The 26144-nt window shown below is 72.7% G+C and carries 20 protein-coding genes; 19 read left to right on the top strand and 1 reads right to left on the bottom strand.

The genetic code is table 11. The features are described from left to right. Positions 1 to 2: 2 nt before the first annotated feature. Genes BM060_RS15615 through BM060_RS15700 form a run of 19 tightly spaced genes read left to right on the top strand, consistent with a single transcriptional unit; the run spans position 3 to position 24228 of the window. Positions 3 to 527, top strand: a complete 525-nt coding sequence (locus BM060_RS15615) for a phage tail protein (protein WP_074980862.1) — start codon at positions 3 to 5, stop codon at positions 525 to 527. 4 nt (positions 528 to 531) lie between these two features. Next, positions 532 to 1239, top strand: a complete 708-nt coding sequence (locus tag BM060_RS15620) for a hypothetical protein (protein WP_074980863.1) — start codon at positions 532 to 534, stop codon at positions 1237 to 1239. Beyond that, positions 1236 to 1952 carry a hypothetical protein gene (locus BM060_RS32480; RefSeq protein WP_135499777.1) on the top strand — a complete coding sequence of 239 codons (717 nt, stop codon included), beginning with the start codon at positions 1236 to 1238 and terminating at the stop codon, positions 1950 to 1952. Before BM060_RS15620 ends, BM060_RS32480 begins: the two co-directional genes overlap by 4 nt. Further along, positions 1949 to 3259, top strand: coding sequence for a Pvc16 family protein (locus tag BM060_RS15625; RefSeq protein WP_074980864.1), 1311 nt, complete (start codon positions 1949 to 1951; stop codon positions 3257 to 3259). The genes BM060_RS32480 and BM060_RS15625 overlap by 4 nt, the downstream gene beginning before the upstream one ends. Continuing rightward, positions 3256 to 5148: an ATP-binding protein gene (locus BM060_RS33540; protein WP_074980865.1), complete on the top strand. Its 1893-nt coding sequence runs from the start codon at positions 3256 to 3258 to the stop codon at positions 5146 to 5148. The genes BM060_RS15625 and BM060_RS33540 overlap by 4 nt, the downstream gene beginning before the upstream one ends. Next, positions 5145 to 5441 (top strand): hypothetical protein, encoded by a 297-nt coding sequence (locus BM060_RS15635; RefSeq protein ID WP_074980866.1) that lies wholly within the window; start codon positions 5145 to 5147, stop codon positions 5439 to 5441. Before BM060_RS33540 ends, BM060_RS15635 begins: the two co-directional genes overlap by 4 nt. After that, positions 5438 to 6970, top strand: coding sequence for an eCIS core domain-containing protein (locus BM060_RS15640; protein ID WP_074980867.1), 1533 nt, complete (start codon positions 5438 to 5440; stop codon positions 6968 to 6970). Before BM060_RS15635 ends, BM060_RS15640 begins: the two co-directional genes overlap by 4 nt. A gap of 27 nt (positions 6971 to 6997) precedes the next feature. After that, entirely contained in the window at positions 6998 to 9772 is a 2775-nt protein-coding gene (locus BM060_RS33145; RefSeq protein ID WP_074980868.1) for an eCIS core domain-containing protein, read from the top strand. A 15-nt stretch (positions 9773 to 9787) separates the two neighbouring features. Then, entirely contained in the window at positions 9788 to 10441 is a 654-nt protein-coding gene (locus BM060_RS15650) for a hypothetical protein (RefSeq protein ID WP_074980869.1), read from the top strand. Beyond that, the gene (locus BM060_RS15655; protein ID WP_074980870.1) at positions 10438 to 10797 is read left to right on the top strand and encodes a hypothetical protein; all 360 of its coding nucleotides are present in this window, start codon (positions 10438 to 10440) and stop codon (positions 10795 to 10797) included. Before BM060_RS15650 ends, BM060_RS15655 begins: the two co-directional genes overlap by 4 nt. Then, positions 10794 to 11933, top strand: a complete 1140-nt coding sequence (locus BM060_RS15660; RefSeq protein ID WP_074980871.1) for a hypothetical protein — start codon at positions 10794 to 10796, stop codon at positions 11931 to 11933. The genes BM060_RS15655 and BM060_RS15660 overlap by 4 nt, the downstream gene beginning before the upstream one ends. Then, positions 11930 to 12439 carry a phage baseplate assembly protein V gene (locus BM060_RS15665; protein WP_074980872.1) on the top strand — a complete coding sequence of 170 codons (510 nt, stop codon included), beginning with the start codon at positions 11930 to 11932 and terminating at the stop codon, positions 12437 to 12439. The genes BM060_RS15660 and BM060_RS15665 overlap by 4 nt, the downstream gene beginning before the upstream one ends. A 1-nt stretch (position 12440) precedes the next feature. Then, positions 12441 to 12761: a hypothetical protein gene (locus BM060_RS15670; protein ID WP_074980873.1), complete on the top strand. Its 321-nt coding sequence runs from the start codon at positions 12441 to 12443 to the stop codon at positions 12759 to 12761. 2 nt (positions 12762 to 12763) lie between these two features. Continuing rightward, on the top strand, positions 12764 to 13132 hold the full coding sequence (locus BM060_RS15675) for a GPW/gp25 family protein (protein ID WP_074980874.1): 369 nt from the start codon (positions 12764 to 12766) through the stop codon (positions 13130 to 13132). Then, on the top strand, positions 13129 to 15690 hold the full coding sequence (locus tag BM060_RS15680; protein WP_074980875.1) for a putative baseplate assembly protein: 2562 nt from the start codon (positions 13129 to 13131) through the stop codon (positions 15688 to 15690). The genes BM060_RS15675 and BM060_RS15680 overlap by 4 nt, the downstream gene beginning before the upstream one ends. Next, a complete protein-coding gene (locus BM060_RS15685) occupies positions 15690 to 18473 on the top strand; it encodes a putative baseplate assembly protein (RefSeq protein WP_210147026.1) in 2784 nt (927 codons plus the stop codon). The genes BM060_RS15680 and BM060_RS15685 overlap by 1 nt, the downstream gene beginning before the upstream one ends. Further along, the gene (locus BM060_RS15690; RefSeq protein WP_074980877.1) at positions 18470 to 20542 is read left to right on the top strand and encodes a hypothetical protein; all 2073 of its coding nucleotides are present in this window, start codon (positions 18470 to 18472) and stop codon (positions 20540 to 20542) included. Before BM060_RS15685 ends, BM060_RS15690 begins: the two co-directional genes overlap by 4 nt. A gap of 11 nt (positions 20543 to 20553) precedes the next feature. Beyond that, positions 20554 to 23709, top strand: a complete 3156-nt coding sequence (locus BM060_RS15695) for a DUF6519 domain-containing protein (RefSeq protein ID WP_074980878.1) — start codon at positions 20554 to 20556, stop codon at positions 23707 to 23709. 12 nt (positions 23710 to 23721) lie between these two features. Beyond that, positions 23722 to 24228: a tail protein X gene (locus BM060_RS15700; protein ID WP_074980879.1), complete on the top strand. Its 507-nt coding sequence runs from the start codon at positions 23722 to 23724 to the stop codon at positions 24226 to 24228. A gap of 1 nt (position 24229) precedes the next feature. On the opposite strand, the gene BM060_RS15705 is transcribed toward BM060_RS15700, so the two are convergent. Further along, the gene (locus tag BM060_RS15705) at positions 24230 to 25243 is read right to left on the bottom strand and encodes an ABC transporter substrate-binding protein (protein ID WP_074980880.1); all 1014 of its coding nucleotides are present in this window, start codon (positions 25241 to 25243) and stop codon (positions 24230 to 24232) included. Between the last annotated feature and the right edge of the window lie 901 nt (positions 25244 to 26144).

The following is a 26144-nucleotide window of genomic DNA, read 5'->3' on the forward strand; positions in this document are numbered from 1 at the left end:
CCATGGCACAGTTCAGCGTCAACGCCCAGCGTTTCGATCCGTACAAGAACTTCAAATTCCGCGTGAAGTGGGACGGCCGCTACGTCGCCGGCATCAGCAAGGTCGGCGCCCTGAAGCGCAGCACCGAACTGGTCGAGCACCGCGAAGGCGGCGACCCGTCCACCTCGCGCAAGTCGCCCGGGCGCACCAAGTTCGAGGCCATCACCCTGGAGCGCGGGGTGACCCACGACACCGAGTTCGAGCGCTGGGCCAACAAGGTCTGGAACTTCGGCGCCGGCCTTGGCGCGGAAGTGTCGCTGAAGGACTTCCGCAAGGACCTGATCATCGAGGTGTACAACGAGGCCGGCCAGCTCGCCCTGGCCTACAAGGTGTTCCGCTGCTGGGTCTCGGAATACCAGGCGCTGCCGGACCTGGACGCCAACGCCAACGCGGTGGCCATCCAGACCCTCAAGCTGGAGAACGAAGGCTGGGAACGCGACTACGACGTGACCGAGCCGACCGAACCCAGCTACAACGAGCCGGCCTGAGGCCATGGCCGCGCTGAGCTGCGCGCAGCTGCTGGCGCTCTGGGAACAGGGCGCGCGGCGCCACCCGCTGGACCGCGCCCTGCTGCTGTTCGCCCAGGCCGCCCCGGAACGGCCGCCGGAAAGCCTCGCCGACGCGCCCCTGGGCGCCTGCAACGCCGCGCTGATGCGCCTGCGCCGCGAGACCTTCGGCAACCGCCTGCCGCTGTGGCTGGACTGCCCCGGCTGCGGCGAACGCCTGGCCTTCGAACTGGAGCCGGCGCAGCTGCCGCCGCTGCAGGCGCCGCCGGAACAGGTCGAGGTGCAGGGCCTGCGCTTCCGTTGCCCGGCCAGCCGCGACCTGGCCGCCATCGCCGGCCTGGCCGACACCGAACACGCCGCCAATCAACTACTGCTGGCCTGCGCGGAAGACGCCACGGCGCTGCCACGGGACGAACAGGCCCTGGGCGAACTGCGCGAAGCCCTGGAAGCCGCGCTGGAGGCGGCCGATCCCTGGGCCGACCTGGCCCTGGCCTACCGCTGTCCGGCGTGCGGCGCGGAGGGTGAGGCCAGCCTAGACGTCGCCGCCTACCTGTGGGAGGAAATCGACGGCAGCGCGCAGCAGTTGCTCGACGAAATCCATCTGCTGGCCCGGGCCTACGGCTGGAGCGAAGCGCAGATACTCGCCCTGGGCGATGCGCGCCGCGCCGCCTACCTCGCGCGGGTGGCGCCATGAGCGGGCTGCTGCGCCGCCTCGCCGCCCAGGCCGGCGGCCAGCGCGGCGTCACCCTGCACGCGCCGGCGCGCCTGCCATTCCAGCCGGCGCCCGAGCGGCTGGAGAGTGTCGAGTCGCTGCCGCCGACGGCCTTGCCCGGCGCAGCGGCACCCAGCCTCATGGAGCGACCCGTACCTTCGGTCGTCGCGCCCGCACCTGCCGCGCCGCCAATACAGCCACGCGCGGCCAGGCCGGAGATGCCGGGTGAAATGCCACCGGCTTCAGCAGCGCGGGCCGAAGAACAACCGCCAGCGCTGGAACCCATGCCACCCGAGCCACTGCTGGCAGAGCAGCCGCTGAATCTGTTCGTCCAGGTGCCGAACAATCCAGACATCCCCGTGCAGGAAACGGCCGCGCCGCCCACGGGAAGCCGTCCGGCAGTGCCCCGCCACGAAGCCCCGGCAAGGGCCGATGCAACACCGCCCTCGCCCGCCACCCCGCGCCTGCCGCCGCTGCTCGCCCCCATGGCGCCAGCGATCGCGCCCCAGCCCAGGGTTGCGCCGACCCAGGCCGAGCCCAAGTCAAGGCAGCCCGACGAGGTGCATATCCATATCGGCCGCATCGAGGTCACCGCCATCCAGGAAGCCGCGCCCGCCCGCCGCGAGGCGCGCAAGGGCCCGCCGCCGCTGTCGCTGGACGACTACCTGGCGCGGCGCAACGGAGAGCGGCCATGAGCAGCGCCCTGGCCATCGCCGGCGTCACCGCCGTGCTGCGCGACCGCCTCAACGACGGCCTGGTCAACCACAACGTCGCCGGCACCCTGGGCACCACCGTGACCGTCAGCGTGCTGCCGCCGGACCGCGTGGTGCCGGCCGACGGCACCGAGGCCAGCCAGCTCAACCTGTTCCTCTACCAGGTCACGCCCAACGCCGCCTGGCGCAGCCAGGGCCTGCCCGGCCACAGCGCCGACGGCCGCCAGCGCCTTGGCAACCCGCCGCTGGCGCTGGACCTGCACTACCTCCTCTCCGCCTACAGCGGCGGCGACCTGCACGGCGAAATCCTCCTCGGCTACGCCATGCAGCTGATGCACGAATTCCCGGTGCTCACCCGCGAGATGATCCGCACCGCGCTCAACCCCTCGCCGGACCTCGGCCTGGTCCTCCCCGCGGCGCTGCAACGCCTCGCCGAATGCGGCCTGGCCGAGCAGGTGGAACAGCTGCGCATCACCCCGCAGGCGCTGAACACCGAGGAAAGCGCCAAGCTCTGGGCCGCCACCCAGTCCAGCTTCCGCCCCAGCGCCGCCTACCTGGTGTCGGTGGTGCTGATCGAGGCCGAGCGCCCCACCCGCGTACCGCTGCCGGTGCTCAGCCGCGGCGAGGTCGATGTGGACAGCGGCCGCGAGCGCGGCGTGCTGGTCGCCCCCGGCCTGACCCCGGCGCTGCCGACCCTGGAAGCCATACTGCCGGCCGACGCCCAGCCGGTGGCGCGCCTGGGCCACGCCATCGAACTGCGCGGCCATCACCTGGACGGCGCGGCCCGCGAGGTGCGCCTGGGCAACCCGCGCTTCGAACTGGACGAGATTCTCCCGGCCAGCGGCGCCAACCTCGGCGACAGCCTCGGCCTGCTGATCCCCGCCGCGCGCGCCGCCGACTTCCCGGTCGGCGTCTACGCCGCCTGCGCGCGCCTGGTGCGCCCCGGCGAAAGCCAACCGCGGGAGAGCAACCAGCTGGCCTTCACCCTGGCCCCGGAAATCACCAACCTGCCGCAGAACCTGGCCCGCGACGGCGACGGCAGCGTGCTGGTGAACATCGCCTTCACCCCCGAGCTGCGCCCCGGCCAGCGCGCCAGCCTGCTGCTCGGCCAGCGCGAAGTGGCGCCGCAGGCCTTCGCCGCGCCCACCGCCAGCCTCGACTTCCTGATCGACAACGCCGAGGCCGGCGAACACCTGGTGCGCCTGCGTATCGACGGCATCGACAGCCCCATCGTCGACTACGCCCAGACGCCGCCACGCTTCCTCGAGCAGAGGCTGACCCTCACATGAACGCGCCCGCCGCCCCGGACTGGACCGCCGCCAACCAGCGCCTGCTGGTGGCCGAGTTCGCCCGCCTGCGCGCCCTGCTCGGCGACGGCGAGGCGGACGAGGCCCAGGCCCGGCTGGCCGACCTGCGCGCGGCGATGGAGGAGCCGGCGGCCATCGACAGCCTGGCGCGGCTGTTCGAACTGAGCGCCTTCGAGCGCGACCTGCTATTGCTCGCCGCCGGCGTGGAGATGGACGCCCGCCTGGCCCAGCTGTGCGCCCAGGCCAGCGGCCAGCCGGCGCGGCCCTGGGCCACCTTCGGCCTGGCCCTGGCGGCGCTGCCGGCGGCGCACTGGAGCGCCCTGGCGCCGCCGGAGCCGCTGCGCCGCTGGCGCCTGCTGGAAGTCGACGAGAACGCCGGGCTGACCGCCGGCCGCCTGCGCATCGACGAGCGCGTGCTGCACTTCCTCGGCGGCCTCAACTACCTCGACCCGCGCCTGCAACCGCTGCTGCAGGCAGTGCCGGGCGCCGGACTGATGAGCCACGCCCACGCGGCCGTGGTCGCCGCGGCCATCGAGCGCCTGCAGCGCAGCCACGGCCGCCTGCTGCCGATCCTCCTGCACGGCGACGACGCCCTCGGCCAGCAGGACGTCGCCGCCGACATCGCCCAGCGCCTGGGCGTGACGCTGTACCAGCTGCGCGCCGCCGACATCCCCGCCGCGGCCCACGAACAGGCAGCCCTGGCCATCCTCTGGCAGCGCGAGGCGGCTCTGCTCGGCAGCGCCCTGCTGATCGTCGCCCAGGGCGACGACAAGCCGCTGGCGCCCTTCGTCGCCCGCCTGGACGGCCTGCTGCTGGTGGCCAGCCGCGCGCCCTGCGGTCTGGACGGCGAAGCCTTCGCCGTCGACCGCCCGGACGTCCCCGAACAGCGCCGCCTGTGGCGCGAAGCCCTGGGCGAACGGGCCGCCACCCTGGCCCCGACCCTCGATGCCCTGGCCGGCCAGTACCGCCTCGGCGCCCGGCGCATCGCCGGCATCGCCGCGCAGCTGGACGCCAGCGACCCGGCCCGCCTGCACGCCGCCTGCCGCGGCGACGCGCGGGCCATGAGCGAACTGGCCCAGCCCATCGAGGCCCGCGCCCAATGGCATGACCTGGTGCTGTCCGAAGCGCAGTTGCAGACACTCCGGCAGATCGCCGTGCACACCCGCCACCGCCTCACCGTGCACCACGACTGGGGCTTCGCCGACGGCGGCAGCCGCGGCCTGGGCATCGCCACGCTGTTCTGGGGCGACTCCGGCACCGGCAAGACCCTCGCCGCCGAGGTGCTGGCCAACGCCCTGGACCTGGCGCTGTACCGCATCGACCTGTCGGCGGTGGTCAGCAAGTACATCGGCGAGACCGAGAAGAACCTGCGCCGCGTCTTCGACAGCGCCGAGGAGCTGGGCGCCATCCTGCTGTTCGACGAGGCCGACGCGCTGTTCGGCAAGCGCAGCGAGGTCAAGGACAGCCACGACCGCTACGCCAACATCGAGGTCAGCTACCTGCTGCAACGCATGGAGGCCTACCGCGGCCTGGCCATCCTCACCACCAACCACAAGGCCGCGCTGGACGGCGCCTTCGCCCGCCGGCTGCGCTTCGTGGTGCACTTCCCCTTCCCCGACGCGGCCCAGCGCGAGGCCCTGTGGCGCGGCGTGTTCCCCGCCGCCACGCCGCTGGCGGCGCTGGACTACGCCAAGCTGGCACGCCTGGCGGTGCCCGGCGGCAGCATCCGCAACATCGCCCTGGCCGCCGCCTTCCTCGCCGCCGAGGCCGGCGGCGCGGTGGGCATGGCACAGTTGCTGCGGGCGGCGCACCTGGAAGCGGCGAAACGCGACAAGGCGATCTCCGACGCGGAGACGAGGGGCTGGGTATGACGCGCATCGTGCTGCACATCGACCGCCTGCTGCTGCGCGGCATCGACCCGGCGGACGCCGACGCGCTGGCGGCGGCCTTGCGCCAGGAGGTCCAGCGCCTGCTCGGCGCCAGCGGTCTGCCGCCCTTGCAGGAGCAGCCGCGGCGCGCACGCCGTCCGGACAAGCTGCGGATCGCCGCCGATGCCGGCGCGCAGGGGCTCGGCCAGGCCGTGGCCGCCAGCCTGGTGCACGGTCCCCAGGGGCTCTGGCCGCAGGCGCCGCGCGGCGCGAAGGACGGAGGGCCGCAGCCATGATCGCCACCCACGGCACCCGCGAGCCCTCGCCCGCCAGCGGGGCCGACTGGCTGCTGCAGCGCAAGTGCGCCTGCGGTGGCGATTCCGGCCCCCAGGGTCAGTGCGAGGAATGCGAACGCGAGGAACAGGGGGCCCTGCAACCCAAGCTGTGGATCGGCGCCCAGGACGAACCGCTGGAACAAGAGGCCGACCGCGTCGCCGAACAAGTCATGGCCGCCGAGCCGCCGGCGAAGGTCACGCCCACCAGCGGCGCGCTAGCGCGCAAGCCGGCAACCGCCGGCCCCGGCGCCGGCCAGGCACCCGGCATCGTCCACGACGTATTGCGCGAACCGGGCCAGCCCCTGGCGGCCGAGGCCCGGGGCTTCTTCGAGCCGCGCTTCGGCCACGACTTCGCCCAGGTGCGCGTGCACGCCGATGCCAGGGCAGATGCCTCGGCCCAGGCGGTCCAGGCCCGCGCCTACACCGTCGGCCACGACCTGGTGTTCGCCGCCGGCCAGTACCGCCCGCAAAGCCCCGAGGGCCGCCAGCTGCTGGCCCACGAACTGACCCACGTGCTGCAGCAGGGCCCCGGCCTGCGCCGCAAGCCGGCCGACAAGCCCAAGGCCGCCGCCCCCGACCCGCTGTGCGCCAAGTTCGACTTCGACAAGGCGCGCAAGGCGGTCGAGGCCCAGGCCAAGCTGGCGGCCAAGGGCGACCTGCTCCAGCTGATCCGCGCGCTCAAGCCGATCCGCCGCTGCGCCAGCGCCGCCCAGCAGGCCGAGGTCAAGAGCGCCCTGGCCAGCACGCTCAGCGCCGACAAGGCCGACGAAGCCTGGAAGGCCGCCGGCACCGCCTTCGGCGGCTACGTCGGCTTCTACCCGGGCTTCGCCCCGGACATCAAGACGCACCTGGGCAAGCTCGGCGCCAGCGAGTCGCTGGCCTCCGACACCTTCGAGCTGTCCGCCGAGGGCGCCACCCACAAGTCACGGGCCAAGAAGACCGCCAAAGCCGACCTGGGCGACCTGGGGCGCACCGACATCGTCTACTTCCGCGGCCACCAGTACGCCCAGTACAAGGCCCCCGGCCTGTTCGCCGACGGCGACGAGACGCGCGGCTTCGACCTGCGCTACGTCGAGAAGGCCGGCGGCTTCGCCAACGTCAAGCTGATGATCAGCACCAGCTGCGCAACGCTCTGCAAGGAAGCGGTGGCGGTATTCACCAGCCTGTTCCCCAACGCCGTGATCCTCGGCTACCGCAAGTCGGCGCCGCTGCAGGGCGCGGCGGTGCGCAGCGACCTGACCAAGCGCATCAACGAACTGAACCGGCCGCTGCTGATCGACGACCCGGTCGACGTGGCGGCGATCATCGACACCTGGAAATCGGTGGTGGAATCGCGCCACAAGGGCCAGACCGGCCCGCAGCCGGGCATCCTCCAGGGCGGCACCGTGACCTACTGGGACGGCTCGGCCTGGCAGACCATCGCCGCCACCGACGCGAAGAACGCCTGCAAGGTCAAGGGAGACTTCCGTGACCAGTATCCGGCGCCCTGAGGGCATGAAAACCACCGGAGGCCGGCGGTGAGCAGCCACGCCAGCCTGGCCCCGGCCGCCACCGGCGAACAGCCGGCGACGCTGCTGCAGCGCAAGTGCGCCTGCGGTGGCGAAGCCGCCGGGCTCGACGGCGAGTGCGAGGAATGCCGGCGCGCCCACGCCCTGGGCCTGCAGCCGCGCCTGGCGGTGGGCGCCAGCGACGACCCGCTGGAGCGCGAGGCCGACCGCGCCGCTGCCCAGGTACTGGGTGCCGACTCTGCCAGCGAGGTGTCGCCAGACATCGCCACGCCACGCATCAGCCGCCAACCGGAGCGCCCCGCGGCGGCCGCCGAACAGGCGCCGGGCAGCGTAGGCCAGGCCCTGCGCTCGGCCGGGGAGCCGCTGCCGCTACCGGCGCGGGCATTCTTCGAACCACGCTTCGGCCATGACTTCGCCCGGGTGCGCGTGCACCACGACGCCACGGCGGCGGACTCCGCCCGCGACGTCGCGGCCCATGCCTACACCGTCGGCCAGCACATCGTCTTCGCCCGCGGCCGCTACCAGCCGCACACGCCGAGCGGCCGTGCGCTACTTGCCCACGAACTGGCCCACGTCGTCCAGCAACGCGGGGCCGCCGAGCAGCCCGCGGAACAGGCGCTGGAACTCGGCGCGCCGGGCGACGCCCTGGAACAGGATGCCCACCGCGCGGTGCAACGACTTGGCGCGGGCGGGCCGGCCGGGGTCGACGGCGTCCTGCGCCGCCAGCGCATCCAGCGCTTCTCGGTCACCGAAGAGGCCGCCGGCGGTTGCGGCATCTGCTACGGCGCGGTGTTCGGCCCGCTCGGCACGGCGGAAGCCGGCAACGCCGCCCACGCCATCGTGCAACTGGCCTTCGTCGCACGCTTCCCCCGTGGCCGCGTGGAGCTGCCGTTCAGCAGCCCGACCGACGAGAACGGCCGCCTGGACCTGGCCATCGTCACCCGCGAGAACGGCATCCCGGTGCGGGTGCAGATCGGCGAGATCAAGGCGGCGACGCCCCACGGCGAGCGCGAGGGCATGGACGACCTGGACTTCTACGAGGACGCCGTGCACGACGCCTTCGCGGTGGAGAACCCGGCCGTGGAGGTCGAGCGCCTGCGCACCAGCATCCCCGTCGGCCGCGGCCTGCCCATGCCGGACCCGCTGGCGGCGTCCGCCGGCTGCCTGCAGCAACGCCTGTCGGTGGTGATGATGCGGCCCGGGCTGTTCGGCTACTTCTGCGCGCCGCCCTTCTCCGAGGCGCGCCGGCTGTGCTCCTGCCGGCCGCCGCGGCGCGAACGCGAGGACGTGGAGGTGCCGGTCCCGGTGCCCGCGCCGCGCACGGTGCCGCAACCACACTCGGTTCCCGGCACACCGCCGGTGGTGGACAGCGTGCCCGAGCCCAGGCCCGAACCGCAGCCGCACCCGACGCCCGAGCCGGAAACCGAACCCGTGCCCGACACCCCGCCGGACAATGTGGTGCCCTTCCCCGGCCGGCCCAGCCCGGAAACGGAGGAGGAAGGCGCGCCCCAGGAAGACGGCGAGTGGGTGCCCCAGGCGGCGCGGGTCGGCTGGCTGGGCGCGGCGCTGACGGCCACCTCGCTGCTGATGCGCTCGGCCCTGCGCAATGCGCCCCAGGCGGCCGGACGGCGCGTCACCGCCTACGCCCAGGCCTTCGCCGTAGTCGCGCTGCTGGTGTTCTATTCCGGACGCGCCGAAGCCCGCGTGGGCCCGGGCGAATCGCCGCTGGAATCCCTGCTCGAAGCGATGCGCAGCGACGGCATCGAGGTGCCGCCGGAGCTGCGCGAGCGCCTGGAGCACGACGAAGCCCTGCGCAATGCGCTGGAGCAGGCGGCGCAGACCGGCGACCTCAGCGCCGCGCAGCAGCAGATCGCCAACCAGATGATGCAGGCGATCGCCGAGAACCCCGACGCCTTCAGCGACGAGGACCTGCAAGTGCTGGCCAGCGCCAGCGAGATGGCCAGCGGCGGCGAAGTGGCCACGCAACCCACCCTGGAAGCCATGCGCGCCGCGCTCGAAGCCCGGCACCGCGGCGAGCCGGCCGACGCGGGTGGTGGCGGCGACGCGGATACCGATGCGGGCACCGCGGCCGAGCCGGCGCCCGCCCCGACGCCGGCGGAGCCGTTGCCGGGCATCTCCGACGAACTGAACCAGCGCCTGGCGGCCAACCCCGAGGTGCGCCGGCTGTTCGACGCCATGACGCGCCGCGGCGGCAGCGGGCCGAGCGTCACCGACGAAGTGGTCGAGCGCTTCCTCGCCATCGTCCCCGCCGACCTCGCCGGCGCCGAGGCCGACCGGCTGATCGCCGGGCTCGGCGGCGTGCAGGAGCAGACGGTCGACGAGATTCTCGCCAGCCTGCAGGCCGCGGTGACCACGGTGCGCACGCCGGCCGGCACCGAACCCGACGCCGAACCCAGCGAGGACGATACGGCCACGCCCACACCCGCGCTGCCCGAGCCGGCGCCGGCCACGGCCGAGGCCGCAACGCCCTCGGAGGTCGGCCGGCGCATCGCCGCGCTGCTGGCGCGCTCGCCCACCATCGGCCGCATCCTGGTGCCCAAGACCAGCCTGGCGGTCGGGCAGACGGTGGTGACCTTCGTCGCCCGCCAGCGCGGGGAGTACGTGGTGGGCGCCTTCGTGCGCCTGACGCCGACGCAGCGGCTGAGCGACGACAGCTGGCGCGTCACCCTGCACCGCTCCAGCTGGTTCAACGCCTCCGGGTTGTTCGTCGAGCAGTGGCCCGCGACCGACCAGACCACGGAGCTGACCTATGCGAACCCTTGAGGACAGGAGGCCGGCATGACGCTGAGCAGCTCACCGCGACTGATCAAGGCCGGCCTGGTGCTGGTCGACCCCGGCTCGGCCCGGGTGCGCCGGGTGATCGCCCTGCAGTACAACCCGGAGAAGCTGCGCCGCAGCCTGCAGGTGCAGGGCATGGGCGACGGCGCCGAGCGCTCCGATGCGCTGCGCCTGAAGGGCCCGGCGGTGGAGACCTTCCAGCTGGAGGCGGAGATCGACGCCAGCGACCAGCTGGAATTCCCCGAGCGCGACAGGACCGCCAGCGAGGTCGGCATCGCCCCGCAGCTGGCGGTGCTGGAGGCGCTGGTCAACCCGCGCGCGGCCGACCTGCTGGCCAGCCAGGCGCAGGCGGCCTCGGGCATCCTCGAGATCGCCCCCATGGAGTCGGACCTGGCCCTGTTCGTCTGGGGCGCCCAGCGCATCGTGCCGGTGCGGGTGACCGACTTCTCCATCAGCGAGGAGGCCTTCGACCCGCAGCTCAACCCGATCAACGCCACCGTCACCCTCGGCCTGCGCGTGCTTTCGGTCGCCGACCTCGGCTTCGAGCACAAGGGCGGCGGGCTGTTCATGGCCTACCTGCAATCCCGCGAGAAGCTGGCCGGCAAGGCCGCCACCTTCGGTTTCGACGCCCTCGGCATCGGAGGCCTGCCATGACCGACCCGCTCAAGGCCTTTCTCCAGGCCAACGCCCTGACCGCCCCGGCCTTCGCCCCGGACAGTCGCTACCACGGCCTGGACATCGCCCAGTGGACGCGCCCCGACGGCGTGGCGCTCAGCTACGTGCGGCGGCGCTTCGTGCCGCCGCCGGAGAACTTCGCCGCCCTCGGCGAGCATCTGGTGGAAGCCGGCGACCGCATCGACAACCTCGCCGCCCGCTACCTGGGCGACCCGCAGCAGTACTGGCGGCTGTGCGACGGCAACGGCGCGCTGCGCCCGGACGAGCTGACCGAGACGCCCGGGCGCAGCCTGCGCATCACCCTGCCCGAAGGGGTGCCGGGGGACGAATCATGAGTAGCGCCGTGCACCTGAGCCTGCTGATCGGGCCCATCGTGCCGATCCCGGTGCCGGCGCTGCTGATCGACGCCCTGGAAGAGGTCAGCGTGACCTGCGCCAGCGAGGGCGCCAGCGGCTTCCAGCTGCGCTTCAAGGTCAACAGCCGCTCCGAGCTCAACACCCTGTTCCTGATCGCCGTGGGCAACAACACCAGCCTGGGCACGCCGCCGCTGCGGGTGGTGCTGGTGGTCACCCTCGGCGGGCGCGCGCAGCCGCTGTTCGACGGCGTGCTGACCAACGTCGAGGTGCAGGCCGGGCAGGACCGCCAGGCCGGCAGCATCACCCTGACCGGCGAGGACCTGACCCGGGTGATGGACCTGATCGACTTCTCCGGCCTGCCCTACCCGGCCATGCCCATCGAGGCGCGGGTGGCGCTGATCTGCGCGAAGTACGCGGCCTTCGGCATCATCCCGCTGCCGATCCCGGCGCTGTTCCCCGACGTGCCCATCCCCATCGAGCGCATCCCCGCGCAGCAGGGCACCGACCTGGCCTACATCCGCCAGCTCGCCGAGGAGGTCGGCCACGTGTTCTACATCGAGCCGGGCGAGGTGCCGCTGACCAACATCGCCTACTTCGGCCCGGAGATTAAGGTCGGCCCGCCGCAGCCGGCGCTGAACGTCGACATGGACGCGCACACCAACGTCGAGTCGCTGAACTTCAGCTTCGACCCGACCAAGGGCGTGCTGCCGGTGGTGTACATCCAGAATCCGCAGACCCGCGCGCCCATCCCCATCCCGATCCCCAACCTCAACCCGCTGCAGCCGCCGCTGGGCGCCCTGCCCACGCCCATCGCCAACCTGAAGATGATGAAAGACACCGCCAAGCTGAACCCCATGCAGGCCATTTCCGCCGGCCTGGCCGAGGCGAAGAAATCCCAGGACGCGGTCAGCGCCAGCGGCAGCCTCGACGTGCTGCGCTACGGCCGCGTGCTGCGCCCGCGGCGCCTGGTGGGCGTGCGCGGCGCGGGGGTGGCCTACGACGGCCTGTACTACGTCAGCAGCGTCACCAGCACCCTGGCCCGCGGCAAGTTCACCCAGAGCTTCCAGCTGACGCGCAACGGCCTGGTGTCCATCACGCCGAGGGTGCCCGCATGAGCCAACGCTACTACGGCAAGTACCGCGGCATGGTGCTGAACAACGTCGACCCCATGCAGCAGGGCCGCCTGCAGGTGCAGGTGCCCGACGTGGCCGGGCTGGTGCCGGCGAGCTGGGCCATGCCCTGCGTGCCCATCGCCGGGCTGCAGAACGGCATGGTGGCGCTGCCGGTGATCGGCTCCGGGGTGTGGGTGGAGTTCGAACAGGGCAACCCGGACAGCCCCATCTGGGTCGGCTGCTTCTGGGGCAGCGCCGCGGAAATCCCGGCGCTGGCCCTGGCCACCCCGCCGGGGCTGCCGGCGATCACCCTGCAGACGCCGCTGCAGAACGGCCTGACCATCTCCGACCTGCCCGGCCCCACCGGCGGCATCATGCTCAAGAGCGCCACCGGGGCGACGCTGATCGTCAACGACACCGGCATCTACATCCAGAACGGCAAGGGCGCCGCGCTCACCCTGGTGGGCCCGGCGGTGACCATCAACAACGGCGCGCTGACGGTGATCTGAGATGCCAGGCCCTCTCTTGCATGTCGGCGCGACCGTGCTCTGCGCCCACGGCGGCACCGCCACCCCCACCGCGCCCAACCCGCGGGTGCTGGTGGGCGGCCAGCCGACGGTGCTGATGAGCGCGCCCTACGTCATCGCCGGCTGCCCGTTCAACGTCTCCGGCAGCCCGGTGCCCTGCGTCACCGCGCAATGGCTGGTGGCGGCGACGCGGGTGTTCAGCAACGGCCAGCCGCTGCTGCTGATGGACAGCCAGGCGCTCTGCGCGCCCAACGGCACTCCGCTGTTGCCGGTGGCGGCGCAGACCCGCGTGATCGGGAGCTGAACATGACCCAGCGACTGTACTTCCCCTACCGCTTCGACGGCCACGGCCGCACCCGCGACGCCGACGAGGCCACCTGGATCCGCGGCCTGATCGAGCAGGTGCTGTTCACCGCGCCGGGCGAACGGGTGATGCGCCCGGACTTCGGCAGCGGCCTGCGCGAACTGGTGTTCGCGCCCAACAGCCCGGAACTGGCGGCCACCGTGCAGTTCCTGGTGCAGGGCGCGCTGCAGCAGTGGCTGGCCGGGCTGATCCTGGTCGAGGGCGTGGCGGTCAGCGCCGTCGAATCGCGCCTGGCGGTGCAGGTGCAGTACCGCATCCGCCGCAGCAACGCGCTGCACTCGGAGCTGTTCGTCCAGGGAGGCGCGCCATGATCTACCACTGCTGCGAGGAACACCGCCGCGCCCTGGTGGACGCCCACCCGACGCTCAACGGCATCGACTACCTGGAAGTGCTGGACCTGGACGCGCCGCCCGGCAGCCCGCGCCAGCGCACCCTGCTGGTGCGCCTGCTCAAACCGGTGCCGGCGGCGCTGGGCCTGTACAACCTGCACATCGAGGGCGGCGAGCGCGTGCGCCACATCGGCATCCTCTGGCTGGGCAGCGCCAGCGCGCCACCGGCCGAGGCCAGCGCCGCCGAGCAGGCGCTGTTCGCCGCGCTGGCCGAACCCGACCAGGTACTGGTGGTGCGCACCGACAGCGACGGCGACCACTCCACCTACCGCCTGCGTCTGCACCGGGCCGGCGCCGAACAGCCGCTGGCGGACTTCGACCCGCGGCTGTCGGCGGTGGACTTCGCCTTCAAGGTCGAATGCCCCAGCGACTTCGACTGCCGCCCGCAGACCGACTGCCCCGAGCAGGCCCCGGCGACGCCGGACCTGAACTACCTGGCCCGCGACTACGCCAGCCTGCGCCGCCTGGTGATGGACCGCCTGGCGCAGCGCATGCCCGGCTGGCGCGAGCGCAGCCCGGCGGACCTGGCCACCACCCTGGGCGAGCTGATCGCCTACGTCGGCGACCTGCAGCACTACCAGCTCGACGCCATCGCCACCGAGGCCTACCTGCACACCGCGCGGCGCCGCAGCAGCCTGCGCCGCCACGCGCTGCTGGTGGACTACCACCTGCACGAGGGCTGCAACGCCCGCGCCTGGCTGCACCTGGAGGTCAGCGGCGGGCCCTTCGCGCTGCCCGACGGCCTGCGCTGCTACACCCGCGTGCCCGGCGTGCCGTGGCGCATACTCGCCGACTCGCCGGAGGAACGCCGCGCCCTGGAAGCGGCGCCGCTGGTGTTCGAGCCGATGCACGGGGCGAGCCTGGACGAGGCGCACAACCGGCTGTACTTCCACACCTGGAGCGACGAGCGCTGCTGCCTGCCGGCCGGTTCCACCATGGCGACCCTGCGCGGCCACCTGCCGGGCCTGGCCGTGGGCGACGTGCTGGTGCTGCAGGAAGTGCTCGGCCCGCTCACCGGCGAGGCGGCCGACGCCGACCCGGCACGCCGCCACGCGGTGCGCCTGACCAGCGTGCGCGCCTTCGACGGCAGCGATCCGCTGAGCGATCCGCTGGACGGCAGCCCGGTCACCGAGATCGCCTGGCACCCCGGCGACGCCCTGCCCTTCGCCCTGTGCATCTCCAGCCAGAGCGACGACGAACACGGCAACGCGCGCCTGGACGACGTCAGTGTCGCCCTGGGCAACATCGTGCTGGTCGACCATGGCCGCAGCGTCGCCGGCGAAGCCCTGGGCCGCGTGCCGGCGCCCCTGCTCAAGTACCCGGGCAGCGGCGGCGCCTGCCAGCGCCAGGCGCCCGAGCCGCTGCCGCCGCGCTACCGGCCGCTGCTGGCGGAAGGCCCGGTGACGCACCGTGGCCGCGTGCAACGGCGCATCGTCGAGAGCGGCCTGCAGCACCGCGAATGGGTGTTCTTCGATGCCGCCGACTCGGCCAGCGCCGCGCTGCGCTGGCGCGCCGCCGACGCCCTGCCCGAACTGCGCCTGGAGAGCGGCGACGCCCCGGAACGCTGGAGCGTGCAGCGCGACCTGCTGGACAGCCACGCCGACGACCGCCATTTCGTCCTGGAAACCGAGCAGGACGGCAGCGCCCGCCTGCGCTTCGGCGACGACCAGCACGGCCGCCGGCCGGACAGCGGCAGCGCCTTGCGCGCCTTCTACCGCGTCGGCAACGGCGTGGCCGGCAACGTCGGCGCCGGCGCCATCGCCCACGTGGTCAGCGCCGAGGGCCGCATCCAGTGGGTGAGCAACCCGCTGCCGGCGCAAGGCGGCGTCGAGCCGGAAAGCCCGGCGCAACTGCGCCGCGCCGCGCCCCAGGCATTCCGCACCCAGGAACGCGCGGTCACCCCGGCCGACTACGCCGAGGTCAGCGAACGCCTGGACGGCGTGCAGCGCGCCGCCGCCACCCTGCGCTGGACCGGCAGCTGGCACACGGTGTTCGTCACCGTCGACCGCGAAGGCGGCGCGGCGGTGGATACCGGCTTCGCCGCGCAGCTGGTCGAGCATCTGGAGCGCTACCGCATGGCCGGCCACGACCTGCGGGTGGACGAGCCGCTGCACGTGTCGCTGGAGATCGACCTGCTGGTCTGCGTGCGCGCCGGCTACTTCCGCAGCGACGTGCGCCGCGCCCTGCTCGACGTGCTCGGCTCCCGGCGCCGCACAGACGGCTCGTTGGGGCTGTTCCACCCGGACAACTTCAGCTTCGGCCAGACGGTCTACCTCAGCCCGCTGTACGCCGCCGCGCGTGGCGTGCCCGGCGTGGCCTCGGTGCAGGTCAAGCTGTTCCAGCGCCTCGGCCAGGCCGACGCCAAGCCCCTGGCCGACGGCTTCATGCGCCTGGGGCGGCTGGAGATAGCGCGCCTGGACAACGACCCCGATTTCCCCGAGCACGGCGTGCTGCGCCTGGAACTGCACGGAGGCAAATGATGAACGGCAAACCCGAGTGCGACTGCTGCGCCGGCGTCGAGGCCGACACCCCGCGGCGCCTCGACAACCCGCCCGGCCTGCCGGCGCTGGACTACCGCAGCGGCCGCCACGGCGACTACCTGGCCAGCCTGCAGGCGCGCCTGTCCAGCACCGACTACCCGGCCCTGGCGGCGCTCACCAGCCGCGAGGACAGCGACTTCACCCTGGCCCTGGCCGACGCCCTGGCCTGCTCACTGGAAGTGCTGGGCTTCTACACCGAGCGCTACGCCCAGGAGCACTACCTGCGCACCGCCACCGAGCAGCTGTCGGTGCGCCAGCTGGCGCGGCTGATCGGCTACCGCCCGGCGCCCGGGGTGGCCGCCGCCACCCACCTGGCCTTCACCCTGCTGGAAGCGCCCGGCGCGCCGAGCGAGCCCATCGTCATCCCACCCGGCACGCGGGTGCAGAGCGTGCCCGGCCAGGGCGAACAGGCGCAGACCTTCGAGACCACCGCGCCGGCGCCGGCCCGCGCCGCGTGGAACGCCATCCCCGTGCAGGCCAGCCAGAGCTGGCAGCCGAAAGCGGGCGACACGGCGCTGTGGCTGGCTGGCCTGGCCACCGGCCTGCAGCCCGGCGACGCCCTGCTGATCGTCGGCAACGAGCGCCTGGCCGACCCGGGCAGCGAACGCTGGGACATCCGGGTGCTGGCCAGCGTCGAGGCGGACAGCGCCAGGCAGCGCACCCGGGTAGCCTGGAACCACCCGCTGGGCAGCCGCTTCCCGAGCATGGCCCCGGCCGCCGCCGGCGTGCAGGTGTTCGCCCTGCGCCAGCGTACCGCGCTGTTCGGCTACAACGCGCCGGACCCGAACCTGCTGGGCAACGACAATTCCAACATCGCCAAGCAGATCGACAAGACCGACGCCAACGCCTGGCAGTGGAAGAACTTCGTGCTCGACCCGGCGGCCGTCGACCTCGACGGCGAGCACCCGAAGCTGGTCGCCGGCGGCTGGTTCGCCCTGGTCTCCAACCAGGCCGGCCTGGGCAGCGCCGACCTGCCCGGCTACACCGAGCTGTACCGCATCGCCCGGGTGGTACACCGCAGCCGCAGCGCCTTCGCGCTGTCGGCCAAGATCACCCGGCTGAGCCCGGACACCCAGGAAAACCTCAGCGCCGAGCGCTTCACGCTGCGCCGCACCCTGGTCCTGGCGCAAAGCGAAGTGCTGGCCACCACGGCGCGGCCGCTGCTGTACCCGGTGCAGGGCGACACGCTGGTGCTGGCGCGCCGCGTCGAGGGCCTGCGCCCCGGCCAGCCGCTGGCCCTTTCCGGCGTGCGCCAGCGCATCGCCGTGCTGGCCACCGGTCTTGCGCTGCAGCTTGACGACGGCGGCAGCGCGCCCCTGGCCGAAGGCGACGAACTCTTCATGCTCGCCCCCGCCGACCGCCTCTACGGCACCAGCGCGGTGGCGCAGGACGCGGAAACCTTCGCCGGCCTGCTGGGCAACCCTGCGGTGAACCTGCGCCTGCAACTGCTGGACCGCGATGGCCGCAGCGGCCGGCTCAGCGCCAAGGCCAGCCAACTGCGCCTGGCCGAGGCGCGCAAGGACGACGCCGTGGTGCGCCAGGTCGCCTTCATCGCCGACGGCGACGACGCCCTGGCGCTCGACCGCGACTACACCCACATCAAGCTGCGCGCCGCATTGCAGCACGTGTTCGAACGCGCCAGCCTGCGCGTCAACGCCAACGTGGCGCCGGCCAGCCACGGCGAGACGGTGGAAGCCATCCTCGGCGATGGCGACGCCGGCCAGGCCAACCAGCGCTTCGCCCTGAACCAGGCGCCGCTGACCTACGTCGCCGCCAACACCCCCAGCGGCCGCGCCTCCACCCTGGAACTACGGGTCAACGACGTGCTCTGGGCGGAAGCCCCGACGCTGTACCGCGCCGCCGCCGACGCCCACCGCTACGAAACGGCCCAGGACGAGGCGGGCCTTGCCACCCTGCAGTTCGGCGACGGCCTTGAGGGCGCGCGCCTGCCCAGCGGCCACAGCAACGTGCGGGCGCGCTACCGCAAGGGCCTGGGCAGCGCCGGCAACCTCGCCGCCGGCAAGCTCACCACCCTGCTCTCGCGGCCGCTGGGCGTCAGCGAGGTGGTCAACCCGGGCCCGGCCAGCGGCGGCGAGGACGGCGAGGCGCTGGAACGGGCGCGGGCCAACGCGCCGCTGACGGTGCTGACCCTCGACCGCGCCGTATCGGTGGCCGACTACGGCAACTTCGCCCGCGCTTTCGCCGGCATCGACAAGGCCCATGCGCTGTGGATCCCCGCCGGCCCGGCGCGCGGCATCTTCCTCAGCCTGGCCGGCGTCGACGGCGCGCCGGTGAGCGAGGACGGCGCCACCTACGGCTTCCTCCGCGACGCCCTGCTGGCCTACGGCGACCCGCTGCTGCCGCTGCGCCTGGCCAGCTACCGCGATGCGCGCTTCCGCTGCCGGCTGGCAGTGAAGCTGGCCTCCGGCTACGAAGCCACGCCGGTGCTCAAGGCGGTCGAGGCGGCGCTGCGCGAGCACTTCGGCTTCGCCCGCCGCGACTTCGGCCAGACCGTCTCGGTGGACGAAGTGGCCGCCGTGGTCCACGGCCTGCCTGGCGTCCTTGCCGTGCAGGTCAGCCGTCTCTATCGCCAGGGCCAGCCGCCGGCGCTGAAGCCACGGCTATTCGCCGCGGTGCCGGTGCCCTCGCTGAGCGGCCTGCCCCAGGCCGCGGAACTGCTGACCCTGAGTGATGCGCCAATGGAACTGGAGGTGCTGCCATGAGCCTGGACGCGCAAAGCCTGTATGCCCTGCTGCCGGCCATCCACCGCGTGCGCGACGCCGAGATCGCCGCCGCCGAAGGCCTGGCCCGCGGGCCGCTGGAGGAACTGCTGGCGCTGCTGGCGGAACAGCTCGGCGTCGCCGAGGAAAGCCTGGAGCAGCTCTACGACGACCTGTTCATCGAAACCTGCAGCGACTGGGTGGTGCCCTACATCGGCGACCTGATCGGCTACCAGGGCCTGCACCGGGTGGTGCCCAAGGTGGCCAGCCCGCGCGCCGAGGTGGCCCACACCATCGCCCTGCGCCGGCGCAAGGGCACCGCCACGGTGCTGGAACAGCTGGCCCGCGACGTCACCGGCTGGGACGCCCGCGCGGTGGAATACTTCCAGCGCCTGTGCGCCAGCCAGTACATGAACCACCCGCGCCCGCAGGCCGTGCAGGCGCCGGACCTGCGCCAGGGCGAGGCGCTGGAATGGCTGGGCACGGCCTTCGAAACCGCCAACCGCAGCGTCGACGTGCGCAACATCGAGTCCGCCCGCGGCCGCCACAACATCCCCAACGTCGGCCTGCACCTGTGGCGCATCCAGGCCTATGCGCGCAGCCAGGCGCCCTGCCCGCGCGCCGGCGAGCGCCGCTACCGGGCCAGCCCCCTGGGCCAGGACGTGGCGCTGTACAACCGCCCGCAGGTGGAGGACGACATCGGCCACCTGGCCGAGCCGGACAACGTGCCCTGGCCGCTGTCGCGCCGGCGCCTGGCCGCGCACCTGGCCCGCCACTACGGCGTGCGGGCCGACGCCACGGCGCCGCTGGACAACCCGCAGCCGAGCCTGCAGCTGTGGGTCGACGGCGTGGCCATCGAGCGCGACCACATCTGCATCTGCCACCTGGGCGACGACGCCGGCGGCTGGGCCCACACACCGCCGCCGGACGGCTTGTATTCCATCGACCCGACGCTGGGGCGCATCGCCCTGCCCGGCGACGCCGCCGACCCCGCCGAAGTGCGCCTGAGCTGGCACGAAGGCGCCTGCGCCGACCTCGGCGGCGGCGAGTACGAGCGCGGCGCCGACCTGCCGGTGCTGCCGGAGGACCGCACACCGGTGCGCGTGCCCGATGACCAGCCGACCCTGGCCGCGGCCCTGGCGCAGATCGCCGGCGACGGCGTGGTGGAGATCACCGACAACGGCCGCTACGAAGAGGCGCTGGACATCGAGGTGAACGCCGGCGGCGCGGTGGAAATCCGCGCCGCCAACGGCTTCCGCCCGCTGCTGGCATTGACCGCGCTGAGCGTGGTCGGCGGCGCCGATGCGGCCTGCCTGCTCAACGGCCTGCTGATCGCCGGCGCGCCGCTGCAAGTGCCGGCCGCAGCGGGCAACGCCCTGGCGCGCCTGGAGCTGAAGCACTGCACCCTGGTGCCGGGCATCGCCCTGGACGCCGCCGGCCTGCCGACGCAACCGGCCACGCCGAGCCTGGAACTGGAAGTGCCCGGCCTGCGCGTGGAACTGACGCGCTGCATCCTCGGCGCCGTCCGCGCCCACGAACACGCCGAGGTGACGGCCAGCGACTGCCTGATCGACGCCCTCGCCCGCAGCGCCGTGGCCTTCGCCGCCGTCGACGGCGAGGCGCCCGGCGCCCGCCTGTCGCTGGATGCCTGCACGCTGGTCGGCAAGCTGCACACCCGCGAGGTGGGGCTGATCTCCAACAGCATCCTGTTCGCCGAACTGGCCGCGGCCGACACCTGGCCCGCCGCGGTGCGCGCCCTGCGCAAGCAGGTGGGCTGCGTGCGCTTCAGCTGGCTGCCGCTCGGCTCGCGGGTGCCGCGCCGCCACCACTGCCAGCCGCAGGCCGCCGGCTCAGGCATCGCGCCGCGCTTCACCTCGCTGCGCTACGGCACGCCCGCCTACGGCCAGTTGGCCAGCTCGACGCCGGCGGAAATCCTCCAGGGCGCCGACGACGAGAGCGAGATGGGCGTGCTGCACCACCTGTACGGCGCGCAACGCCTGGTCAACCTGCGCATCCGCCTGGCCGAGTACCTGCGCGTCGGGCTGCGCGCCGGCAGTTTCCACGAATCCTGAGGAATCCCGCCATGAGCTTCGATCTTTCGCGCATCCGCTTCGACGCCCGCCGCGATTTCCTCGGCGTGGTCATGCAACAGGGCCGCGTCCAGCTCGACGCCGACTGGAACGAATGGGTCGCGCAATTGGCGCGGCGCCTGCAGGCCGGCAGCCTGGACGGCTTCGGCGGCAACGTGGTGCCGCGCATCACCCCCGACGGTTTCCGCATCCAGGCCAGCGGCGGCAAGCTGAGCATCGGCGCCGGGCGCATCTACGTCGACGGCCTGCTGGCGGAGAACCACGGCGCCGCGCCCCTGGCCTGGGAACCACGGCTGGCCGGCCTGGCCGGCAGCGCGCCGCTGGACTACGCCGCGCAGCCCTACTACCCGAACCCGCCGGCGCTGCCAGAGGGCGGGCCGCACCTGGTCTACCTGGACGTCTGGCAGCGCGAGGTGGACGCGGTGCTGGCCCCGGACCTGGTGGAGAAGGCCGTGGGCGTCGACACCACCGGGCGCCTGCAGACGGTCTGGCAGGTCAAGCTGCTGGCCGGCATCGGCGACGGCACCTGCGCCACGCCCGACGCCGAGCTGCCCGGCTGGCTGGCCGCGACCTCGCCCTCGGCGGCGCGCCTGAGCACCGCCACCGGAGTGCCGGACTTCGAGCCCGACCCGTGCCAGGTGCCGCCGGCCGCCGGCTACCGCGGCCTGGAGAACCAGCTGTACCGCGTCGAGGTGCACCAGGGCGGGCCGCTGGGCACCGCCACCTTCAAGTGGTCGCGGGACAACGCCACGGTGGCCTCGCGCGTCACCCACATCAACCCGGCGCGCGACCGCATCACCGTGGAAAGCCTCGGCCGCGACCAGATGCTGTGCTTCCACGACGGCGACTGGGTGGAAGTCAGCGACGACTGGCGCGAGCTGCACAACCTGCCCGGCGAGCTGCGCCGCATCCGCGTCGCCGGCGGCGTGGACGAGACCGCGCGCACCCTGCAGTTCGACCTCGCGCTGCCGGCCGGGCTGTTCCCCACCGACGCCCAGCAGGCCACCGAGGCGGCGCGCAACACCCGCGTGCGGCGCTGGGACCAGGCCGGCCCGGTACGCCGCGAGAACGGCAGCCAGCTGCTGGACCTGAACGCCCCGGGCGCCGCCGGCGACATCCCGGTTCCCGCCGCCGGCACCCGGCTGTTCCTGGAGAGCGGCATCCTCGTCGAGTTCAGCCTGGCGCCGGCCGGCGGCCAGTTCCACAGCGGCGACCACTGGGTGTTCGCCGCGCGCACCGTCGACGCCAGCATCGAGCTGCTGGAGCAGGCGCCGCCACTGGGCATCCACCACCACTACGCGCGCCTGGCGGTGGTCGACTTCCCCGACGACCAGACCGACTGCCGCGTGCTCTGGCCGCCCATCGCCGAGGGCGAAGGCTGCGACTGCAGCGTCTGCGTCAGCGCCGAGGGCCACAACAGCGGCGCGGCCACCATCCAACAAGCCATCGACTCGATCAAGGACAGCGGCGGCACCGTCTGCCTGGGAATCGGCACCTACAACCTGCGCGAGCCGCTGAACATCGACGGCGCCCGCTCGCTGCGCCTGCGCGGCCAGGGCTGGGCCACCCTGCTGGTGGCCGGCCAGCCCGGCACCCTGCTGAACATCGAGGCCAGCATCGGCGTGGCCCTGGAGAACCTCAGCCTGCTCGGCTCGACCAACCGCGACACGCCGGCCATCCTCGCGCGCAACACCCTGGACCTGCGCGCCGAGCACATCAACGTGGTGTGCCTGGCGGTGGGCGACGGCACCAGCGCGGCCATCGGCCTGGCCGGCTACGCCCTGGGCGCCTACGTCGGCGACTGCGCGCTGGTGGCCGAGCGCGGCATCGTCCGCGCCGGCGAATACCTGCTCGGCGCCGAGCTGCAGGTGGCACGCAACCTGTTCATCTGCAGCCAGCGCGCGCTCAGCTTCGACGGCGTCAGCCTGCACTACGGCAACACGCGGATCGCCGGCAACCTGATGCTAGGTGGCGGGCAGGCCGCGCTGGTAGCCACCGGCGCGGCGCTGCCCGGCGCAGTCTTCGACATCGACGGCAACGTCATCCATACCCGCGGCGCCGGCATCCGCGCCGGGGTCGACGGCCTGCGCATCCGCGCCAACGAGATCAACGGCCTGGACGAGGGCAGCGGCGACGGCATCGTCCTCGAAGAAGGCCTGGACCCGGTCGCGCTGGACGGCGTGCGCATCGAGGGCAATCGCCTGTCCCGGCTGCAGGGCAACGCCATCCTCATCCGCCAGCGGGTGGAGAGCGCCATCATCGCCGGCAACAGCTTCGACGCCATCGGCCTGGGCGCGCTGGTGATGGGCGAAGGCGGCGCCGCCGGGGTGCTCGCCTTCAGCGGCAACCGCTGCCAGGGCCTGGGCCTGGCGGCCGACCTCAAGGGCGGCGCCTATGCCGCCATCCAGCTGGTGCGCGTCGACCAGGCCGACCTGTGCGACAACCAGCTCGCCGAGGTGGCGCGCGAGGCCAGCGACCTGGCGGCGCTGGACGGCATCCGCGCGGCGGCGGTGCAGCGCCTGCGCATCAGCGGCAACCGCCTGCTCGGCATCGGCCCGGACCGCAGCGGCGCCGAGATCACCGGCATCCACCTGCTGCCGCCCTTCGACCGCGCGCTGCTGCAGGCCAACCAGGTGGAACGCCTGGGCGACGACCCGGCGCAGAAACCGGTGATGAGCCTGTGGCGGGCCATCCGCGTGGCCAGCGCGGCGGCCGGTTCGCCGCTCTACGCAAGCCCGGCGCAGATGGTCGAGGGCGCGCAGCTGAGCTACCTGTTCACCGCCAGCCAGGTGTTCGCCCTGGCCCCGCGCGCGGCCGACCTGGCGATCCAGGACAACCAGCTGCGCAGCCACGCCAGCAGCCTGCCGCTGGTGCTCTGCGCGGCGCTGGACAACTGCCTGTTCGCCGGCAACCGCTGCCAGGCGCTGGATGGCAACGACCAGCAGCCGCAGCTGGGCGCCTTGCAGGGGCGCACCCTCAACGCCAGCAACAACCGCCTGATCGGCCGCGAGAAACTCGACACCCTGCACCTGAGCACCCAGCTGGAACGGGCCATCGTCATCGGCAACGCCAGCAGCGGCAACATCAGGGTGCTCAGCGGCGCCACGGTGCCCAACGACATCAACCTGTGCAACCTCATCGGCGTCTAAGGAAGGTGCAGCATGCCCGTCATCCCGTTCCGCGGTGAAAAGAGCCTCGGCGAAATCGCCGACAAGCTGTACAACCGGCTCACGCCGAAGCAGCGCGAGAAGGTCGAGAGCGCCCTGCTCCAGCAGAACCCGCAATTGGCCGACCTGGCCGCGCTGCCCGCCGGCACCCTGGTGCGCCTGCCGCAGATGCCGGAGCTGAGCGCCAAGGCCCGGGCCGGCAGCCAGGGGCCCCAGGCCGAGGTGGCCGCGCAACTGGGCGACGGCCTCGGCGCCTACGCCAAGCAGTTGACCCTGCGCTACCGCCAAGCCATGGCGGCGCTGGCGGAAACCCAGGCGCTGCTGGGCGACGACGAGCTACGCCGGGCCATCGCCAAGGAGCCCGCCCTGCAGGCCCTGGCCAAAGACATAGGCCCCGCCTGCGAGGCCCGCGCCAAGCAGCTGGAGCAGCGCCAGAAGGCCGCCAGCGAAGGCCTGAAGCAGGCCCTGGCGGACCTGCAGGCGGGGTTCGGCAAGGGCTGATTCAGAGCGCGGCGGCGACCTTGGCCCGCGCCGTCTCCGGCAGCCAGGCCTGCCATACCTGCGGATGCGCCTTGAGGAACTCGCGGGCGGCATCGCGCGGGGCCTGGCGCGTCTCGCTCATCTTTGCCAGGGCGGCATTGAGCTCGGCGATGGGGATGTCGACCTTCTCGAACAGCGCCACCAGCTCCGGGTAGTCCTTGCCGAAGGCCGCGGAAACGCCGATGGACAGGCGCGCCGGCAGCGACTGGCAGCCGCGCGGGTTGGGGTTGCTGGCGTCCACCAGGGTCTTCCAGGCCTCGGCGTCGAAGGGCGGCTCCTCCAGGCGCACCAGCTTGTAGCGGCCCATCAGCGGCGTCGGCGACCAGTAGTAGAACAGCACCGGCTTGCCGCGGCGGATGGCCGAGGCGATCTCGGCGTCCATGGCCGCGCCCGAGCCGCTGCGGAAGTTCACGTAGCTGTCCTCCAGGCCGTAAGCCTTGAGCTTCTGCGAATTGACGATCTCCGAGGTCCAGCCGGTGGGGCTGTTGAGGAAGCGTCCCTTGTCCGGCGCCTCGGCGTCGCGGAACACCTGGCGGTAGCGCGGCAGGTCGCTCACCGAGCGCAGCTGCGGCGCGGCGGCGACGATGCCGCGGGCGGGGTCGCCGTGGATCACGTAGTCCGGCACCCACCAGCCTTCGTTGGCGTTCTTCACGATGTCGCCCAGGCCGGCCACCTTGCCTTCGGCCTCGGCCTTGATCCAGGCGGGGCTGCGCCCGGCCCACTCCTCGCCTATCACCTGGATGTCGTTGTGCGCCAGGGCCGTCTCCAGGCTCACGGTGCTGCCGGGCAAGGTGTCGGTGGGATAGCCGTAGCCCTGCTCCACCAGCAGGCGCAACACCTCGGTGATCAGGCTGCCGCTCTCCCAGGTGAGCTCGCCGAAATGGATCGGCTTGCGCTCCTCGGCCGCCTGCGCGCCCTGAGCCAGGAGCCCCAGGGCCAGCAGCGCGGCCCCCAGCCAGCGGGTGATCGAATGCATCGGGTCGTTCCTTCTTCGAGCCGGCCACAAGGCCGGTGCCAGGTCGAAGGCGCGCCGGCAAGCACGCCGCGTCGCCACCCCGCGTGAAGCGGGCCGGCCCTGTATTGATAGCCGAAACTCGTGCCGCGCGCCGCAATCGCGCCTGCCGGCGAACCATCGTCCTGGCCCATATGCACTATCAAGCGCATTCATCATTAGCCTGCGAACAATTTGCTAGCTTATTACCCCATCAGGTGTTGCTCGCCTGGTTTTGAAGCATCAAGGCCGTTACCACCCCCCGCTTCCCCCGCGACTCGGTAACGGCCTTTTTTTCGCCTGCGATTCAGGGTTGGGATTGCGCGGCGGGCTCCAGAGCACCCTCACCCCAGCCCTCTCCCGGAGGGAGAGGGGGCCGTTCGGCGTGGGCGGATAACCCTACGTCAGTTGGCGGGTTCGTAGGGCGTATAACCGTTCGCGGTTATACGCCGTTGGCCGGTGCGCCGATGCCTTCATGGAACTGTAGGAGCGAGCTTGCTCGCGAATGGAGCTTCCCGGCGGCGTAGGTGCTGGGTTCAAGAGCGCCCTCTCCCCAACCCTCTCCCGCAAGCGGGAGAGGGGGCTGTCCTGAGCGGGGGCAAATCCTGAGTCATCCTGAAATGCCTATCTCCCCCCACGTCATTCCCGCGAACGCGGGAATCCAGTGACTGCGGGGTTCGCGAGCAAGCTCGCTCCTACGAAGAGCAAAAGCACGTCCGCTCTGGCTTTTGCTTTTGGGATTTCCAGAGAAACCTCCGCGCACTCCGAAGCGCCCCTTCAGAAGGCCGAGCGAAACCGGCGCTCAGGAGGTCATGCGACATGGATGTCGCGAGAGCCCCGCGGGCTACAGGGACGTACCCTCGGGGCGGGCCTCCGTGGCGGGGGA

Source organism: Pseudomonas citronellolis, from assembly GCF_900112375.1.
Taxonomy (GTDB): Bacteria; Pseudomonadota; Gammaproteobacteria; order Pseudomonadales; family Pseudomonadaceae; genus Pseudomonas; species Pseudomonas citronellolis.

Bases quoted from the DNA above. Each gene is read 5' to 3' on its own strand.
- BM060_RS15705 (WP_074980880.1), bottom strand. From the start codon at position 25,243: ATGCATTCGATCACCCGCTGGCTGGGGGCCGCGCTGCTGGCCCTGGGG.
- BM060_RS15655 (WP_074980870.1), top strand. From the start codon at position 10,438: ATGACCGACCCGCTCAAGGCCTTTCTCCAGGCCAACGCCCTGACCGCC.
- BM060_RS15685 (WP_210147026.1), top strand. From the start codon at position 15,690: ATGAACGGCAAACCCGAGTGCGACTGCTGCGCCGGCGTCGAGGCCGAC.
- BM060_RS15695 (WP_074980878.1), top strand. From the start codon at position 20,554: ATGAGCTTCGATCTTTCGCGCATCCGCTTCGACGCCCGCCGCGATTTC.
- BM060_RS15635 (WP_074980866.1), top strand. From the start codon at position 5,145: ATGACGCGCATCGTGCTGCACATCGACCGCCTGCTGCTGCGCGGCATC.
- BM060_RS15675 (WP_074980874.1), top strand. From the start codon at position 12,764: ATGACCCAGCGACTGTACTTCCCCTACCGCTTCGACGGCCACGGCCGC.
- BM060_RS15700 (WP_074980879.1), top strand. From the start codon at position 23,722: ATGCCCGTCATCCCGTTCCGCGGTGAAAAGAGCCTCGGCGAAATCGCC.
- BM060_RS15665 (WP_074980872.1), top strand. From the start codon at position 11,930: ATGAGCCAACGCTACTACGGCAAGTACCGCGGCATGGTGCTGAACAAC.
- BM060_RS15660 (WP_074980871.1), top strand. From the start codon at position 10,794: ATGAGTAGCGCCGTGCACCTGAGCCTGCTGATCGGGCCCATCGTGCCG.
- BM060_RS15680 (WP_074980875.1), top strand. From the start codon at position 13,129: ATGATCTACCACTGCTGCGAGGAACACCGCCGCGCCCTGGTGGACGCC.
- BM060_RS15650 (WP_074980869.1), top strand. From the start codon at position 9,788: ATGACGCTGAGCAGCTCACCGCGACTGATCAAGGCCGGCCTGGTGCTG.
- BM060_RS15615 (WP_074980862.1), top strand. From the start codon at position 3: ATGGCACAGTTCAGCGTCAACGCCCAGCGTTTCGATCCGTACAAGAAC.
- BM060_RS15640 (WP_074980867.1), top strand. From the start codon at position 5,438: ATGATCGCCACCCACGGCACCCGCGAGCCCTCGCCCGCCAGCGGGGCC.
- BM060_RS15670 (WP_074980873.1), top strand. From the start codon at position 12,441: ATGCCAGGCCCTCTCTTGCATGTCGGCGCGACCGTGCTCTGCGCCCAC.
- BM060_RS15690 (WP_074980877.1), top strand. From the start codon at position 18,470: ATGAGCCTGGACGCGCAAAGCCTGTATGCCCTGCTGCCGGCCATCCAC.
- BM060_RS15620 (WP_074980863.1), top strand. From the start codon at position 532: ATGGCCGCGCTGAGCTGCGCGCAGCTGCTGGCGCTCTGGGAACAGGGC.
- BM060_RS33540 (WP_074980865.1), top strand. From the start codon at position 3,256: ATGAACGCGCCCGCCGCCCCGGACTGGACCGCCGCCAACCAGCGCCTG.
- BM060_RS15625 (WP_074980864.1), top strand. From the start codon at position 1,949: ATGAGCAGCGCCCTGGCCATCGCCGGCGTCACCGCCGTGCTGCGCGAC.
- BM060_RS32480 (WP_135499777.1), top strand. From the start codon at position 1,236: ATGAGCGGGCTGCTGCGCCGCCTCGCCGCCCAGGCCGGCGGCCAGCGC.